The sequence below is a fragment of the Streptomyces sp. NPDC054932 genome, from assembly GCF_053610205.1.
The window spans coordinates 1-15,699 of the sequence record NZ_JBSGXU010000185.1; the positions used below are offsets into that span (position 1 = coordinate 1).

The window sequence follows — 15,699 nt, forward strand, 5'->3', positions numbered from 1 at the left end:
GTCGGGGGCAGAGCCCCCGACCGCGGCGCCGCACGGCGTTACGGGACCCGCGGAACCGACTGCTTGTGGTCCTGCCGGGGCGTCGGCTCGTCCGCGGAGAAGGCGAGCCAGGTGCCCAGGCCGACGGCCGCGGCCAGGGCCAGGGCCGATACCGACAGGACCAGCCGCCGCTTGCGCGCAGCCTCCGCGCGGTGGCGGGCCGAGCCCGGGCGGTGGCCGCCCGCCGGGCGGGGGACGCGGGCGGTGCCCAGGGCGCCGCCCGCCAGCTCGTCCGGGCCCGGCACGCGCATCGAGGTGTGGGTGTCCCGGTTGGAGTCGGTCGCCGAGCCCGGCACCAGCGGGACCACGCCCCGCCGCCGGACCGGATCGGCGGCCGGTTCCTCCGAGGGCTCGGGGTCCGGCTCCGCGTCGTCCGGCTCGTCCACGTCCAGCGGCGGCATCCCGGCCAGCAGCGGCAGCAGGTCCCGCAGCCGGACCGACAGCTCCGAGGCCCGCAGCCGTGAGGCCGGGGCCTTGGCCAGGCACTGCACGATGAGCTGCCACAGCTCGTCGGGGATCCCCGGCAGCGGGACCACCGTCTCCGTCACGTGCCGCCGCAGGACCGCGCCCGGGTGGCCCCCGCCGAAGGGGGTGAAACCGGCCAGCAGCTCGTACAGCACGGTGGCCAGGGCGTATATGTCCACCGCGGCCCGCGGGGGCAGGCCCTCGACGATCTCCGGCGCCAGATAGTCCGGGGTGCCGATGATCCGGGTGGTGGGGGCCGAGGCCCGGCCCGCGGAGGCCCGCCGCGGGGTGTCGATCAGCTTGGCCACGCCGAAGTCGGTCAGCAGCGCCGGGTGCGAGCCGCCGGGTCCGAGCGGGCCCTGCATGTCCAGCAGGACGTTCTCCGGCTTGACGTCCCGGTGGACGACCCCCGCCGCGTGCGCCGCGGCCAGCGCGTCGGCGACGTCCGCGACGATCGCGACGGCCGCCTCGGGGGCGAGCCGCCGCTCGCGGTCCAGGCGCGTGCGCAGGTCCGTACCGCGGACGAGGTCCATGACGAGGGCGAGGTCGTTGCCGTCCACGACGAGGTCGCGGACGGACACGACGTGCGGATGGTCCAGGCCCAGCAGCGCGCTGCGCTCCTGGACGAACCGTCCGACGAGTTCCTGGTCGGACGCGAGGTCCTCGCGCAGCAGTTTGACGGCGACGGGCCCGTCAGGACCCTCGCCCAGCCACACCGTGCCCGCGCTGCCGCGCCCCAGGATCTGGTGCGCGGTGTACCGGCTGCCGATCTTCCGTGCCACGACTGCTCCCTCAGCGGCTGGCGTACCGCACCAAAGCTACGCGGCCGGGTGGGCCCTGGAGGCCAGCAGGGGGCCGGATTCGCGGCGACCTTCACTTCTGCGAGCGAAATCGTGTCCCAGAAGTCGACAAATCCACGAAGTCGGGGCTACGGGCGCTCGCGTCAGGGCTGGGTGGAGCCCGATCCGCCCGAGGATCCCGCCGAGTCCCCGATCGTGCTGACCCAGTCGACGACGCCGGAGCCCCAGGTCCAGACCTGGTCCCACCAGCCCTTGCCGGTACCGATCCACCCCTGGAGCGGGGTGAGCTCCCAGACCAGCCAGCCGGCCACAAAGAACACCAGGATCAGGACCAGGCAGCCCTTGAGGCAGCCGAGGCCGGGGATCCGCACCGGGTTGGCACTGCGGCGGCGCGGCTCGCGCGGCTCCCGGGGGGCCGGCCGCTGCGGCGGCGGGGCCTGCGGGGGCTGCTGCTGCGGCTGGGGCTGGCGGTACTGGGGCTGCTGCGGCTGAGGCTGCTGCTGGTACGGCTGGGGCTGGTGCTGCTGCTGGTAGTGCTGCGGCGGCGGGGGCGGCGCGTACTGCTGCTGCTGAGGCGGCTGCTGCGGCTGGCGGTACTGCTGCTGCGGCTGCTGGTACTGCTGGGGCGGCGGAGGCGCCTGCCGGTACGGCTGCTGCTGGGGCCGGTGCTGCGGCGGCGGGGGCGCCTGCCGCTGCGGCCGGCGGCGCAGGGGGTCCTCGTTCGGGTCGAGGTACTGGACCTGCGTCTGCTCGTTGCGGTCGCGGGCGGCCCGCATCTGCGACTGCCACGGGTGCGGCGCGTCGGGCTGCTGCACCGGGGGCATGACGGAGGTCGGGTCGGCGCCCGGGCCGCCCGTATTGGGCAGGACCGAGGTGGCGTCGGCCGCGCCGACGGGCGGCATGACGCTCGTCATGGCATTCGGGTCGTACGCACCGGCCGGCGCGCCCGTCCCGGGCAGCATCTGCGTGGGGTCCGCGGCGCCCGGGGTCTCGGGGACCGGCGCGGGCGAGGGGTCGGGCGCGAGCAGCGCGCCCACGCCGAGCGCGGCCTCGACCTCGGCGGCCGAGGAGTGCACGCCGATGCCGGCGGCCACCACGCGCAGCCCGCGGGCCAGGCTCTGGGCGCTGGGGCGCTCGTTCGGCTCCTTGCGCAGGCAGCGCTCGATGATCGTCCACAGCGGCTCCGGCACGGTCGAGGGCCGCTGCGGGTCCTCGCTGAGGTGGCGGTGGAGCACTTCGAGCGCGCTGCCGCCGGCGAACGGCGGGCGGCCGGTGAGCAGCTCGTAGAGGAGGATGCCGGCGCCGTAGATGTCGACGGCGGAGGTCTGCGGGCGGCCCTCCGCGGACTCGGGGGCGACGTAGGCCGGGGTGCCGACGAACTCGTGGGTGCGGGTCAGGCCCGGGGAGTCCGCGAGGCGGGCGATGCCGAAGTCGGTCAGCATCGGCTTCATCTGTCCGCCGCGCTCGTCGAGCAGCACGTTGGCCGGCTTCAGGTCGCGGTGGACCACTCCGTCGGCGTGGCTGGCGGCGAGGGCGTCCGCGATCTGGGCGGTCAGCAGGCTCGCGGCGACGGGCGTGAAGGGGCCGTTCTCGCGGAGGTAGCGGTGCAGGTCCGGACCGTCGATCAGGTCCATGACCAGGGCCAGCAGATCGCCCTCGACGACGAGGTCGCGGGTGCGGACGATGTTGGGGTGGGTCAGGCGCAACAAAACCGAGCGCTCCCGCAGGAAGCGCATGACGATGTCGGGATCCTGGGCCAGCTCCTCCTTGAGGACCTTGATGGCCACGGTCTCGCCGGGCTGGCCCGCGACGGCCGCCTCCGCGCCGGCGGCCTCCCTCTGGCGTGCACGCCAGACAGTGCCCGTGGCGCCGCGCCCGAGCGGCTCCTCGAGCAGGTACTTGCTGCCGACTGGCCGCACGTCTCGCGCTCCCCTGCTGTCGTCTGCTGTGGTCGATCTGCTGATTTTGGTTTTCCGGCCCACTCTAGGGGGTGTCCCCCGGGAAGACGCCGGTCCCCGGAGGTTGGTTGCCGCACATATGTACGGAGGGTGATGTTTGCGGGGTATGCCGGAGGCGATTTTCCCCGTCTTCGCCCACCCCGGTGTCCGGATCCTGCCGGGGTTCACCCCGGGGTGCGAACCATCAAGATCATTTGTCGGCGGGTGCCGGGCGTGTTGTCCGCGACAGGTGCGAGGATGCACATGTACGGACGGCACGGGACGGGAGCCCCGCCTTCCGGGCAGACCTGACCGGACGACGCGTCCGTGCCGGGTGGGGGGCGACCGGGCAGTCATGTCCCGGGGTTTCCCTGCCGGGCGCACACACCGCGCACCGCGCAGAAGGGACCGCTGACGGCGATGCAGATCCGGCTGACCGTCCTTGGGTCGCGCAGCGGCCACCAGACCGCGACCGCCCCCGCGAGCTGTGACGTACTCGTCACCGCGCCCGCCGGCACCGCGCTGGCCGCGGTCGCCTCCGGGCTCGCGGCGACCGTCGGCGGACCCGACACCGGGGGCACGGTCGTGCTGTACGCCGGCGCCGAGCGCCTCGACCTCCAGCGGCGGGTGCTCGGCGAGCCACCGCTCGTGGACGGTGCGGTGCTGGCGCTGCACGGGCCGGTGCCGGACGTCCTGCCGGAGGACAGCCCGGGCGCGGCCCAGCTGCACGTCGTCGCCGGACCCGACGCGGGCGGGGTGCACCTGCTGCACGGCGGGCAGATCCGGGTGGGCCGCTCCTCCGACGCCGATGTCCCGCTGGACGACCCCGACGTCTCCCGGCTGCACTGCGCGGTGACGGTGATCCGCGACGGGCGGGTCGCGGTGGCCGACCTGAACTCGACGAACGGCACCACCCTGGACGGCGCCCCGGTCGGGGCGCAGCCCGTCGCCCTGCCCCCGGGGGCTCTGCTGCGGGTCGGCGAGTCCACCCTGCGGCTGGCCCCCGCGGGCGCCGCCCCGCTGCAGGTGACCCCGGACCTCCAGGGCCACCTGTCCGTGTCGGCGCGGCCCGACGACCCCGGCCCGCTCGGCGCGGCCGGTCCGGCAGCGGCCGCCACGGCCCCGGAAGCCCCCGAGGCCCGCGAGGTCCCCGATGCACCGGGCGAGGCCGGGCCGTACGGTGCGCCGCCCGCGCCGGAGGCCGGGCGGCGCAGGGGGATCGGCGCCTGGGCCCGCAAGTGGGTGCGCGGCGAGGAACCGGCCGGCGCCCCGCAGGAACCGGTGGCCGCCGCACCCGACCCCGACGACCCCGCCGCCATGCTGCTGGCCGCGATGGGCCCCACCGAGCGCCTGTGGTCCCGTACGAACGGACAGGCCGGACAGGCCGATCGGGCCGCGGTGCTCGACGTGGGGCTCGGCGCCGGGAGCCGGGTGTCCCTCCCCGCCGTCGGCTCCCTCGGGCTGGCCGGCCCGCGGGCCCGACTGGCCGGGGTGGCCCGCTGGGTGGTCGCCCAGACGGCCGCACTGCACGCGCCGGGACAGCTGGAGATCGTGCTCATCTCCGCCGACCGGGCGCGCGGCCTCGCCGACCGGCGGCGCGACTGGGGCTGGCTCGGCTGGCTGCCCCACGTACGGCCCGCGCACGGCCAGGACTGCCGGCTCCTCCTCGCCTACGACCGCGACCAGGCCGTCGCCCGCACGGGTGAGCTGACCCGGCGCCTCGACGAAGGTCCCCTCGGCACGCACTGGGCCGCCGCCGATGCCGGGCAGGTCCGGCGGGCCGCCGCCGTCTACGACGGCCCCTGCACGCTCGTCGTCCTCGACGGCGATCCCGGCGCCGGCCCGCTGCGCGACATCACCGGGCGGCTCGCCTCGCACGGCCCGGCAGCCGGGATCCACGTGCTCGCGCTCGCCGAGGCCCCGGCCGCCACCCCCGCCTCGCCGGTCGCCGAGACGTACGAGGCCGCGTGCGCGAGCGCCCCCGCTTTCCGGGACTGCGGCGCGGTCGCCCTGCTCAGCGGCGACGTGGCCACGGCCGTGCGGACCTTCGCGATCGATGGCGGCAGACCGGTCCCCTCCGGGGGCACCGCCACCGCCGACGCCGTCTCCGCCGCCTGGGCCGAGCGCTTCGCCCGCGCGCTGGCCCCGTTGCGCACCGCCGAGGGAGGCTCCGCGGCGCCGTACCGGCCGGCCGCGGCCACCCTGCCCGCCACCGCGAGGCTGCTGGACGAGCTGGGGCTGGCCCGGGCCACCCCGGCCTCCCTGATGGCCCGCTGGGCCGCCGCCACCGACCAGGGGCAGGGCATGGGCGGCCTCGCCGAGATCGTGCTGGGCAGCGGGCGCCGCGGGCCCGTGGGCACCGAGCTCGTCAACGACGGCCCGCACCTGCTCATCGAGGGGCCCGCCGGGAGCGGACGGACCGAGCTGCTGCGGTCGGTGGCCGCTTCGCTGTCCGCGGCCGCCCGGCCCGACCGGCTCGGGCTGCTGCTCCTCGACGGGGCCGGCGGCGAGCGCGGCGACGGGCTGCTGCCCTGCACCGAACTCCCGCACGTCAGCGCCCACCTCGTCGCCTCCGATCCGGTGCGCATGCGGGAGTTCGCGCAGGCGCTGGGCGCGGAGCTGAGGCGCCGCTCCGAACTGCTGGAGGAGATGTCCTTCGCCGAGTGGCACGCCCAGCGGGAACTGTCCGACCGGATGGTCTCGCCCCGCCGGCCCACCGCGGGCGAGCAGCGCGGCGACCTGGACCCCCAGCGCACCGGCACGCTCCGGCTGCGCGCCGCGGCGACCCGTACCGATCCGGCCGGGCCCAGCCCGCTGCCCCGTCTGGTGGTGCTCGTGGACGACCTCGACGCGCTGGTCGCGCCGGGGCTGGGCAGTACCGGCCGGCCGGCCGCCGGCTCGGTGGTCCGCGCACTGGAGGCGGTGGCCCGCGAGGGCGCCCGGCTCGGCGTGCACCTGGTGGCCACCAGCGCCCGCCCGGACCGTACGGCGGACACCGGGCCGGCCCGGCTGACCACCCTGCGCGTCGAGCTCGACGCCCCCGACCAGCCGGGCCCGGGCCGCGGCCTGATCCGGTTCGGGGACGGCCGGACGGTCCCCTTCCAGGCGGGCCGGGTCACCGGCCGGATCCCCCGGACGGCGACCCAGCGGCCGACCGTGGTCCCGGTGGAGTGGGAGCGGATGGGTGATCCGCCGGCCCGCCGCCCGGTACGTGAGCTGGGCAACGGGCCGACGGACCTCGCGCTGCTGGCCAGCGCCCTGGACCGGGCCTCGCACCTGGTCTCGGCGATACCCGTGCTGTTCCCGCCCGCGCCCTGACGCCCGGCCCCGCCCCCGCGACGCCGCGACGCGGTATTGCGGGGGCGCACCGCTCGGCGTAGACCTTGTGGTCCGGGACACACCACGGGCATCGGGGGCAGAACCATGCGCAGGCACGGAACGAGCCGTACGACTCTCACCCGTACGACTCTCACCTGGACGGCGCTCGCCGCGGCGAGCGCGCTCGCACTCACCGCGTGCGGGGACGGCGGGACGAAGGAACCGCAGGGTCCCGAAGGCAGCACGGCCGCACCCCGGGTGCAGTTACCGAAACTGCCCGGCGAGAAGCTGGAGGTCGCCGCGGTCTGGACGGGCCCGGAGCAGGAGAACTTCACCAAGGTCCTGAAGGAGTTCGAGAAGCGGACGGGTGCCACCGTCACCTTCGTCCCGGCCCAGGACCCGATCGTCACCTTCCTCGGCACGAAGATCGCGGGCGGTGCGCCGCCGGACGTGGCGCTGCTCCCGCAGGTCGGGGCGCTGACGGCGGCGGTGGAGAACAAGTGGGCGCAGCCGCTGGGCCCGGAGGCCGCCGCCCAGCTCAATGCGAACTACTCGGCGGGCTGGAGGAAGCTCGGCGCCGTCGACGGCACCCAGTACGGCGTGTACTACAAGGCCGCCAACAAGTCGCTGATCTGGTACAACGCGAAGGCCTTCGAGGCGGCGGGCGTCCAGCCGCCGAAGACCTGGAAGGAACTGATCACGGTGGCGGACACGCTGTCCGCCTCCGGCACACCCGCCTTCTCGGTGGCGGGCGCGGACGGCTGGACGCTCACCGACTGGTTCGAGAACATCTACCTCTCCCAGTCGGGCCCGGAGAAGTACGACCAGCTGGCCAAGCACCGGATCAAGTGGACGGACGACAGCGTCAAGCAGGCGCTGACCACGCTCGGCGAGCTGTTCGGCCGCAAGGACTTCCTGGCGGGCGGGCCGAGCGGGGCGCTGTCCACCGAGTTCCCGAAGTCGGTGACGCAGACCTTCACCGGCGGGGACCGGCCGGCGGCCGCGATGGTCTTCGAGGGCGACTTCGTGGCCGTGAACATCGCGCAGACCGATGCGGAGGTGGGCAAGGAAGCCCTCGTCTTCCCCTTCCCCGCGGTCGGTGAGAAGGCGCCGGTGGTCTCGGGCGGTGACGTGGCGGTCGCGCTGAAGCCGTCGAAGGGCGCGCAGGCGCTGCTGACCTTCCTGGCGTCGCCGGACGCGGCGGAGATCCAGGCCCGGGAGGGCGGTTTCGTCTCCCCGAACCGGGCGGTGAATCCGAGCGCCTACCCCAACGACATCCAGCGCGACATCGCCAAGGCCCTGATCGCCGCGGGCGACGACTTCCGCTTCGACATGTCGGACCAGGCTCCGGCGGCCTTCGGCGGGACCCCGGGCGCGGGTGAGTGGAAAGCGCTCCAGGACTTCCTGGCGAACCCGTCGGACGTGGCGGGCACCCAGGCGAAACTGGAGGCGGACGCGGCCAGGGCCTACGGGAACTGATCCCGTGCCGGCCTCTTCCGCACGGGCCGCGAAAGGCATCCCGGCGCAGGCCCGGCGCCGCCGTCTGATCGCGGCGGCGTTCCTGCTGCCCGCCCTCGTGCTGCTCGGGGCGCTCGTCGTTCACCCGATCGGCTACTCGCTCCACCGCAGCTTCTTCGACCGCTCCGGCGACACCTTCGTCGGCATCGGCAACTACCGGGAGATCCTGAGCGACGGGACGATCCGTACCGCCCTGAAGAACACGGCGGTGTGGGTGGTCCTCGCCCCTGCCACGGCCACCGCCCTGGGCCTGATCTTCGCGGTCCTCACCGAACGGGTGCGCTGGGGGACGGCGTTCAAGCTGCTGGTGTTCATGCCGATGGCGATCTCGATGCTGGCGGCGGGCATCATCTTCCGGCTCGTCTACGACCACGACCCCGACCGGGGGGTCGCCAACGCGGTCTGGGTCGGGGTCCACGACACCTTCGCGGAGTCCTCGGCCTTCCCCAAGGCCCGCCCGGGACGGGACTCGCCGCTCGCGGACGCGGGCGGCGGCGCCCTCGTGACCCGCGAGCCCGCCCGCGCGGGCAGTCCGGTGCTGCTCCCGCTGGTCGGCGTGGCCCCCGAGGCCCTGCCGGAGGGGACCCGGACCGCGGGCAGCTCCGAGGCCGTGCCGGGGAAGGTCACCGGCACGGTCTGGCAGGACTTCACCCGGGGCGGGGGCGGGGCGACGAACGTGGTCGACCCGACCGAGCAGGGCTTCGCCGGGATGCGGATCGAGGCGGTCAGGGACGGCCGGGTGGTCGATACGGCGACGGCCCGCGCCGACGGCACCTTCACCCTGTCCGCGAAGGCCGACGGGGCGCTGCTGCGGCTGCCGGCGGCCAACTTCCGGGAGGCGTACTCCGGGGTGCAGTGGCTCGGCCCGGCGCTCGTCACCCCGGCGGTCATCGGGGCGTACGTATGGATGTGGGCCGGTTTCTCGATGGTGCTGATCGGGGCCGGGCTGGCCGCCGTACCGCGTGAGCTGCTGGAGGCGGCGCGCGTGGACGGGGCGAACGAGTGGCAGGTGTTCCGCAGGATCACCGTCCCGATGCTGGCGCCCGTCCTGGCGGTCGTGGCCGTCACCCTCGTCATCAACGTCATGAAGATCTTCGACCTGGTCTTCGTGATCGCACCCGGCGCGGTCCAGGACGACGCGAACGTGCTCGCGCTCCAGCTGTACCGGACCTCCTTCGGCACGGACGCCGATCCGGGGCTGGGCAGTGCCATCGCCGTGCTGCTGCTGGTGCTGGTGATCCCGGTGATGCTCGTGAACATCCGCCGACTGCGCAAGGAGGGGTCCCGATGAGCCGCCCCGACCGGCCCCGCTCCGCCGGGCGCCTCCGCTCCGCCGGGCGCCCCCGTTTCGCCGAGCGGGCCGCGGGCCGGCTGGCCGGCGGGGCCCTGCGCGTCTTCCTGGTCGTGGCGGCGCTGTTCTGGCTGCTGCCCACGCTCGGGCTGCTGCTCTCCTCCTTCCTCTCCCCCACCGACCTCAACAGCGGCGGCTGGTGGCAGATATTCACCGCGCCCTCGCGGCTGACGGCCGGCAACTACGAGCGGCTGCTCGCGAACGACACCATCACCGCCTCCCTCCTGAACACGTTCCTGATCGCGGTACCGGCCACCCTGCTGGTCCTGGTCCTGGGCGCGTTCGCCGGATACGCCTTCGCCTGGCTGGAGTTCCCCGGCCGGGACTGGCTCTTCCTCCTCGTCGTCGGACTGCTCGTCGTCCCCGTGCAGGTGGCCCTGATCCCGGTCTCCGAACTCTTCGGCTCCATCGGGCTGTTCGAGACCACGGCGGGAGTGGTCCTCTTCCACACCGCCTTCGGGCTGCCCTTCGCCGTGTTCCTGCTGCGCAACTTCTTCGCGGAGATCCCGCGCGAGCTGCTGGAGGCGGCCCGCCTCGACGGAGCGGGCGAACTGCGGCTGTTCGCAAGGGTGGTGCTGCCGCTGGGCGGACCGGCGATCGCCTCGCTCGGCATCTTCCAGTTCCTGTGGGTGTGGAACGACATGCTGGTGGCGCTGGTCTTCGCGGACTCGGCGAACCCGCCCATCACGGTCGCCCTCCAGCAGCAGGTACGGCAGTTCGGGAACAACATCGACGTGCTCGCACCCGGCGCGTTCCTGTCGATGGTGGTCCCGCTCGTCGTCTTCTTCGCCTTCCAGCGGCAATTCGTCTCGGGGGTGATGGCCGGGGCGATCAAGTGAGGCGCCCGTCGGACGCCCTGCGCAGGGCGCCTGACGTGGCCCGTTGACACTGCGTAACCCGAATGCCGCACACCGCGTAACCCGATCGCCACGCCGGGGGTTCCTGGGCCATATGCCCGCGCCGACCCCTGGATGTGCCGTGCCCCGGTTCAGCGTCATCGTGCCCGCGTACAAGGTCCAGGCCTACCTCCAGGAGAGTCTGGACTCGGTCCTGACGCAGTCGTACCCGGATCTGGAGCTGATCGCGGTCGACGACGCCTCCCCGGACGCGTGCGGCGCGATCATCGACGAGTACGCGGCCCGCGACCCCCGGGTGACGGCCGTCCACCTGGCGCACAACCTGGGACCGGGACCGGCCCGCAACGCGGGCCTGGCCCGCGCGAGCGGCGACTACCTGGTCTTCCTCGACGGCGACGACACCCTCGCCCCCGGTGCCCTGCAGGCCATCACCGACCGGCTGAAGGCCACCGGCTCCCCCGACGTCCTGGTCCACGACCACGCGTGCACCTCCTGGTCGGGCGAAGTGGTGCGCAACCGCCTCGCGCACCTGCTGTCCGAGGAGGGCCCGGCCAGCTTCCGGCTCGCCGACCGCCCCGCCCTGCTCTCCCTGCCGACGGTGGCGTGGAACAAGACGTACCGCCGCGAGTACGTGGAGCGCGAGGACCTCTCCTTCCCGCCCGGCTACTACGAGACCACCCCCTGGACCTACCCGGCGCTGCTGGCCGCGGAGTCCGTCGCCGTCCTGGACCGGGTCTGCGTCCACCACCGCCGGCGGCGCACCGGCTCGATCCTGACCACCTCCAGCCGCGGCCACCTCGACGTCTTCGACCAGTACGACCGCCTCTTCGGACACCTCGCCGGGCGGCCGGAGCTGGAGCGCTGGCGCCCCACGCTGTACCGGCGGATGGCCGAGCACTTCTGCAGCATCTACGCGAGCCCGCACCGCCTCCCGCGCGACGCCCGGGCCGAGTTCTTCGACCGGGCCTCCGCCCTGCTGCGCCGCTACCGGACCCCGGGCGGCAGCAGCGCGCTGCCGCTGTCCCTGTCGCGGACCGACCGGATCCGGCACACCCTGATGCGGCTGGGCACCCGGCGCAGCCACCGGCTGCTGTCGGCGCTGCACTCGGCCGGGCCGGCGCTGGGCCGCGTGGCCTCGACCCTGTGGCGGGGGCTGCGGGAGTGCTCGCTGCGGCTGCACTACCGGATCCAGCGGATGCTGCCGCTCCGCCCGGAGCTCGCGGTCTTCACCGCGTACTGGCACGGCGGCTACGCCTGCAACCCGGCGGCGATCGAGGCCAAGCTGCGGGAGCTGGCGCCGCGGATGCGCACCGCGTGGATCTGCGACCCGGCGCACGCCTCGACCCTGCCCCGCGAGACGACGGCGCTGCGCCCGGGCTCGGCGGCGTACTGGACCGCCCTGGCCCGGGCCGGCTATCTGGTCACGAACGTCAACTTCGACCGCTCCCTGGTCAAGCGCCCGGGGCAGGTCCTGCTCCAGACGCAGCACGGCACCCCGCTCAAGCGCGTGGGCCTCGACCTGCAGGACCGCCCGGCCGCCACCCCGACGACGGACTTCGCGGGCCTGCTGCGCGGCGCCGACCAGTGGGACTACCTGCTCTCCTCGAACCGGCACTCCACCCTGGTCTGGGAGAAGGCCGTCCCGGCCTCCTACACGACGCTGGAGTACGGCTACCCGCGCAACGACGTCTTCCACCGTGCGGGTCCGGCCGAGGTGCTGGAGCTGCGCGAGCGCCTCGGCATCCCGGCCGGCTCGACGGTCATCCTGTACGCGCCGACGCACCGCGACTACCGGCGCAGCCGGCCGGACCACCTGGACTTCGAGCGGGTCCTGCGGGACCTGGGCCCGCGCTTCACGCTGCTGGCCCGCGCGCACCTCACCTACGCGGACGCGCCGCCGTCGCCCGGCACCCACCCGCGCCTGATCGACGTCTCCTCGTACCCCTCGGTGGAGGAGCTCGCCCTGGCTTCGGACGCCCTGGTGACGGACTACTCGTCCCTGATGTTCGACTACGCGGCGCTGGACCGGCCGATCGTGATCCACGCGGACGACTGGGAGGCGTACGAGGCGGCCCGGGGCACGTACTTCGACCTGCGGTCGTGCCCGCCGGGGGCGATCGCCCGGACCGAGGACGAGCTGGTGGACATCTTCACCACGGGTCACTGGCAGGGCTCGCGCTCCGCACAGCTGCGGGCGGCCTTCCGGGCACGCTTCTGCACCCACGACGACGGGCACGCGGCGGAACGGGTGGTGCGCCGGGTCTTCCTGGGGCAGACGGCCCCGGTCCCGGCGGTCGTCCCCCTGGCGGACCGCCGCCCCAGCCCCGCGGCCCCCGCGCCGGCGCCCGCCCTGGCCCCCGTCCGGCCGTAGGGCCTCTCGGCGGATGCCTCAGGCGGAGCCGGAGTCCGCCTTCAGGCCCGCCACCACCTGGTGGGCCAGGACGTCCAGGTGCCCGGCCGTCACCGCGTCCCGGACGACCACCTGGCGCCAGTAGAGCGGGCCGATCAGCAGGTCGAGGGCATGGTCCGGGTCGATGCCCGCCGGGAGTTCACCGCGGGCGACCGCGTCCGAGACGATCCCCTCCGCCATGCGGCGCTGCCCGTCGAGCAGCGCCCCGCGCACCGCTTCCGCGATCTCCGGGTTCCGCGCCGCCTCCACGAGCAGGTCGGGGATGACCGCGGAGGCCACCGGGTGCCGCAGCACGTGCGACATGACCTCCAGCAGGGCCCGTACGTCCCCGTACAGCGAGCCCGTCGCGGGCACCGGCAGGCCGTCCACCGCGAAGGCCCCCACCAGGTCCAGCACCAGGTGCAGCTTCGACTTCCACCGCCGGTAGACGGCGGTCTTGCCGACGCCTGCCCGCCGGGCGATGCCCTCGATGGACATCCGCGAGAAGCCGACCGCGGCCAGTTCCTCCACCACCGCGTCGCGGATCGCCTCGGTCACGTCCGCGCGCAGCACGGCGGCCCCGGCGGGGGCTCTTCGGGTGGGGGCGGCGGCAGGGTCCGTGGTCATGGACAGAGCATAGCCGCGCCCCGTCACGACGATACGGTTGCGTTCCGACGCGCCACGCCCTAACCTCGCCGTAGCGACGATACGGACCCGTCCCGACGCAAGACAGCGACGTACTGACCCCCGTCGAAAGCGAACCTGTGACCACCGCGACCGCACCCGAAACCGCGCCCGCGTCCTCCGCGGAACTCGCGCAACTCGCCGCCGCCCACGGACTCACCCTCAGCGGCGCCCGTCCCACGCTCCCCCGCTACATCGCCGAGCTCTGGGACCGCCGCCACTTCGTGACCGCGTACGCGACCGCCCGCATGCAGGCCACGTACAGCACGGCCAGGCTCGGCCAGCTCTGGCACCTGGTGACCCCGCTCCTGAACGCGGCCGTCTACTACTTCATCTTCGGCATCGTGATGAAGGCCAGCCACGACGTGCCCGACTACGTGCCCTTCCTGATCACCGGCATCTTCGTCTGGGACTTCATCGGCAGCTCCGTCAACGCCGGCACCCGCTCCGTCCACAGCAACCGCGGCCTGGTCCGCGCCCTGCACTTCCCGCGCGCGAGCCTGCCCATCTCCACCGTCGTCCAGCTCTTCCAGCAGCTGCTCGTCACCATGGGCGCCCTGGTCGTCCTGCTGCTGGCCTTCGGCCAGCGGCCCGCCTGGTCCTGGTTCCTGGCCGTCCCGGCCCTCCTGCTGATGGCCGTCTTCGCCGCCGGCTGCGCGATGGTCATGGCGCGCATCGGCAGCAAGAGCCCGGACGTCAGCCAGCTGATGCCCTTCGTCCTGCGCACCTGGATGTACTCCTCGGGCGTCATGTGGTCCATCGACCAGATGCTGAAGTCCGACCACCTGCCGCACTGGGTGCTGATGGTGCTCAAGCTCAACCCCGCGGCCGTCTACATCGACCTGATGCGCTTCGCGCTGATCGACAGCTTCGACGCGCACTCGCTCCCGCCCCACGCATGGCCGCTGGCCATCGGCTGGGCCCTGCTCGCCGGGGTCGGCGGTTTCATCTGGTTCTGGAAAGCAGAAGAGGAGTACGGCCGTGGCTGACACCGCGACGAAGACCGCCACCCGGGTGCCCACCGTGATCGCCGACGGGGTCCACGTCATCTACAAGGTCCACGGCTCGGGCGCCCGCAAGGGCGGAGCCACCGCCGCACTCAGCCGGGTCTTCTCCCGCAGGCCGTCCCCCGGCGTCAAGGAGGTGCACGCCGTCAAGGGCGTCACCTTCACCGCGTACAAGGGCGAGGCCATCGGCCTGATCGGCTCCAACGGCTCGGGCAAGTCCACCCTGCTGGCCGCCATCGCGGGCCTCCAGCCCATGGCCCGCGGCCGGATCTACTCGCACGGCCGGCCGTCCCTGCTGGGCGTCAACGCCGCCCTGATGAACGACCTGACGGGCGAGCGCAACGTCGTCCTCGGCGGCCTCGCGATGGGCATGTCCAAGCAGCAGATCCGCGAGCGCTACCAGGGCATCGTCGACTTCTCCGGCATCAACGAGAAGGACGACTTCATCTCCCTGCCCATGCGGACCTACTCCTCCGGCATGGGCGCCCGGCTGCGCTTCTCCATCGCCGCCGCCAAGGACCACGACGTCCTGATGATCGACGAGGCCCTGGCCACCGGCGACGCCGCCTTCCAGCGCCGCAGCCAGGCCCGCATCGAGGAACTCCGCGAACGCGCCGGCACCGTCTTCCTCGTCAGCCACGGCATCAACACGGTCCGCGAGACCTGCGACCGCGCGATCTGGCTGGAGGCCGGGGTCCTGCGCATGGACGGCCCCTCCGGCGAGGTCTGCGCCGCCTACGACGCCTTCACGCGCCGCTAGGCCGTCCACGGGGACGGGGCGGGGACGGATGGAATCCGCTGGACCGGCGGCCCGCCCGCGCCGAGCATGATCCTCATGGTGAACTGGGACGACCTGCCCGACGAGGCACGTGCACAGGCGGACGCACACCTCCTGCGCGGACACTTCCTGCCCGCCGTCAAAGCGGTCCGGGATGCCTGCCCACCGCCCGGGCCGGGGCTGGTGGAGGCCCAGGAACTCCTCCACGCCCGCCGCGCCGCCCTGTTCGCCCCGCCGCGCGCCCCCGAGGACCCGCTCGACCCCGATTCCCTGGCCGCCCGCGCCTCGGCCCTCCCGGGCCGGATCCTGGCCGTCACGGCCGTATGGGCCGAGGACCCCGCCGACGGCTCGTACGTCGAACTCCGCGCGGTCCTCGACACACCCCCCGGCGAGGCCGTCCTCGCGACCGTCCGCAACCGCCCCCGCCCGCCCTACGAGATCGTCCGCGCCCGGGAGGCCGGCCGCGCGCTCGCCGGCCGCCTCGGCGTGGTCTTCTCCTTCCCCGACCCGGAACCGGGGCCCGCCCCCACTGAACGGGCCGGGCCCGGGACCAAGA

11 protein-coding genes are annotated in these 15,699 nt (G+C 74.2%); 8 read left to right on the forward strand and 3 right to left on the reverse strand.

Going from position 1 to position 15,699, the window contains the following annotated elements:
• Positions 1 to 38: 38 nt before the first annotated feature.
• Both ACWGE1_RS33475 and ACWGE1_RS33480 read right to left on the reverse strand, forming a co-directional pair.
• Positions 39 to 1,286, reverse strand: a complete 1,248-nt coding sequence (locus ACWGE1_RS33475; protein WP_453424213.1) for a serine/threonine-protein kinase — start codon at positions 1,284 to 1,286, stop codon at positions 39 to 41.
• 161 nt (positions 1,287 to 1,447) lie between these two features.
• A complete protein-coding gene (locus ACWGE1_RS33480; protein ID WP_453424214.1) occupies positions 1,448 to 3,223 on the reverse strand; it encodes a protein kinase domain-containing protein in 1,776 nt (591 codons plus the stop codon).
• Between the two features lie 438 nt (positions 3,224 to 3,661).
• On the opposite strand from ACWGE1_RS33480, the gene ACWGE1_RS33485 reads away from it, so the two are divergent.
• The 5 genes from ACWGE1_RS33485 to ACWGE1_RS33505 all read left to right on the forward strand — a co-directional run bounded on the left by ACWGE1_RS33485 (position 3,662) and on the right by ACWGE1_RS33505 (position 12,656).
• Positions 3,662 to 6,559, forward strand: a complete 2,898-nt coding sequence (locus ACWGE1_RS33485) for an FHA domain-containing protein (RefSeq protein WP_453424215.1) — start codon at positions 3,662 to 3,664, stop codon at positions 6,557 to 6,559.
• A 105-nt stretch (positions 6,560 to 6,664) separates the two neighbouring features.
• On the forward strand, positions 6,665 to 8,038 hold the full coding sequence (locus ACWGE1_RS33490) for an ABC transporter substrate-binding protein (protein ID WP_453424216.1): 1,374 nt from the start codon (positions 6,665 to 6,667) through the stop codon (positions 8,036 to 8,038).
• A gap of 4 nt (positions 8,039 to 8,042) precedes the next feature.
• On the forward strand, positions 8,043 to 9,368 hold the full coding sequence (locus tag ACWGE1_RS33495; RefSeq protein ID WP_453424217.1) for a carbohydrate ABC transporter permease: 1,326 nt from the start codon (positions 8,043 to 8,045) through the stop codon (positions 9,366 to 9,368).
• Positions 9,365 to 10,267 carry a carbohydrate ABC transporter permease gene (locus ACWGE1_RS33500; RefSeq protein WP_453424218.1) on the forward strand — a complete coding sequence of 301 codons (903 nt, stop codon included), beginning with the start codon at positions 9,365 to 9,367 and terminating at the stop codon, positions 10,265 to 10,267. Before ACWGE1_RS33495 ends, ACWGE1_RS33500 begins: the two co-directional genes overlap by 4 nt.
• A 112-nt stretch (positions 10,268 to 10,379) precedes the next feature.
• Positions 10,380 to 12,656, forward strand: coding sequence for a bifunctional glycosyltransferase/CDP-glycerol:glycerophosphate glycerophosphotransferase (locus ACWGE1_RS33505; protein ID WP_453424219.1), 2,277 nt, complete (start codon positions 10,380 to 10,382; stop codon positions 12,654 to 12,656).
• Between the two features lie 18 nt (positions 12,657 to 12,674).
• Here the strand turns inward: ACWGE1_RS33505 and ACWGE1_RS33510 are convergent, their stop codons facing one another.
• On the reverse strand, positions 12,675 to 13,301 hold the full coding sequence (locus ACWGE1_RS33510) for a TetR/AcrR family transcriptional regulator (RefSeq protein WP_453424220.1): 627 nt from the start codon (positions 13,299 to 13,301) through the stop codon (positions 12,675 to 12,677).
• 137 nt (positions 13,302 to 13,438) lie between these two features.
• Here ACWGE1_RS33510 and ACWGE1_RS33515 point away from each other — a divergent pair, with 137 nt between their 5' ends.
• The 3 genes from ACWGE1_RS33515 to ACWGE1_RS33525 form a co-directional block, all read left to right on the forward strand.
• A complete protein-coding gene (locus ACWGE1_RS33515) occupies positions 13,439 to 14,347 on the forward strand; it encodes an ABC transporter permease (protein ID WP_453424221.1) in 909 nt (302 codons plus the stop codon).
• Positions 14,340 to 15,125 (forward strand): ABC transporter ATP-binding protein, encoded by a 786-nt coding sequence (locus ACWGE1_RS33520; protein ID WP_453424222.1) that lies wholly within the window; start codon positions 14,340 to 14,342, stop codon positions 15,123 to 15,125. Before ACWGE1_RS33515 ends, ACWGE1_RS33520 begins: the two co-directional genes overlap by 8 nt.
• A gap of 75 nt (positions 15,126 to 15,200) precedes the next feature.
• Positions 15,201 to 15,699 (forward strand): hypothetical protein (locus ACWGE1_RS33525; protein ID WP_453424223.1); only part of this gene is annotated, 499 nt, incomplete at its 3' end.